Raw genomic sequence first — 1,375 nt, forward strand, 5'->3', positions numbered from 1 at the left:
CAGCGAAGGAGGTTGCGATGGAGAACCGTGTGCGGACAGGTCGCCCTCGAGAGGCCCTGCGAGAGAATGGTAGACCGTTCTGGGCTGCGATTGCCTCGGGGCGATCGAGCGCGGATGCTGCGGTTGAGGCCGGGGTGTCGCCGGCGGTCGGAGTACGCTGGTTCCGGAGGGCGGGCGGTATGCCGCCAACACATTTGTCGCAGTCGTCAAAGCCTCCATCCGAGCGCTACCTCTCGTTCACCGAACGTGAGGAGATCGCCATCTTGCGTGCGCAGGGTCATGGGGTGCGAGCCATAGCTCGTCGGCTCGGTCGGCCTGCATGTACGATCTCTCGCGAACTCCGGCGCAATATGGCGCGCCGCCACGGCGCTCCAGAGTATCGAGCGACCACGGCACAATGGCATGCTGATCGGTCTGCCCGACGGCCCAAGTTGGCGAAGTTGGCAATCAATCCGGCCCTGCGGGATTATGTGCAGGACAGGCTTGCCGGTATGATCGCCAAGCCGGACGGGGAACTCCTCATTGGTCCGAAGGTCGTGTGGAAGGGGCGCCGGGCGATACATCGGCAAAACCGGCGCTGGGCGAGGGCATGGAGCCCGGAACAGATTTCCCGGCGACTTCGGCTCGACTTTCCCGAGGATGAGACGATGCGCATCAGTCACGAGGCGATCTATCAGGCGCTTTATGTGCAGGGTCGGGGAGCTTTGCGTCGCGAACTGACGGCCTGCTTGCGCACCGGGCGGGTGTTGCGGATGCCGAGGGCGCGCGCCCGTAAAGGCAGAAGCTTCATTCCTTCCGAGATCATGATCAGTCAACGTCCGGCGGAGGCCGCCGATCGAGCCGTGCCTGGCCACTGGGAAGGTGATCTCATTATCGGTCTTGGAAGCTCTGCGATCGGCACCTTGGTGGAGCGCACGACCCGTTTTACCATTCTGCTGCATCTGCCGCGCATGACGGGCCAGGAACAGGCTGGAGTGAAGCAAGGATCTGCACTTGCCGGACATGGCGCTGAGGCAGTACGCGACGCGATCACTCGCGCAATTCGTACCATGCCCGAGCAGCTACGCCGGTCGCTGACTTGGGATCAAGGGGCTGAGCTGGCTCAGCATGCACGTCTGAGGATCGACGCGGGCGTACAGGTCTACTTCTGCGACCCTCACAGCCCATGGCAGCGCGGCACCAACGAGAACACCAACGGATTGCTGCGCCAGTACTTTCCAAAAGGGACCGATCTCAGCATGCACAATGCCGGCGACCTGGAGGCCGTGGCTCTTGCGCTCAATACCAGGCCTAGGAAAACCCTAGGTTGGAAAACACCGGCGGAAACTCTCGACCAATTGCTACGAGTGAGCGATACACAGGGTGTTGCGACGAG

Annotated in this window: 1 protein-coding gene; it reads left to right on the forward strand. The window is 62.5% G+C overall.

The window, feature by feature from the left end; all coding sequences use genetic code 11:
• Nucleotides 1-17 precede the first annotated feature (17 nt).
• A partial coding sequence (locus AC1RUR_RS38310; RefSeq protein WP_492853337.1) for an IS30 family transposase occupies nt 18-1,375 on the forward strand: 1,358 nt, incomplete at its 3' end.

The sequence above is a fragment of the Bradyrhizobium sp. GW821-FHT12B03 genome (assembly GCF_058807535.1).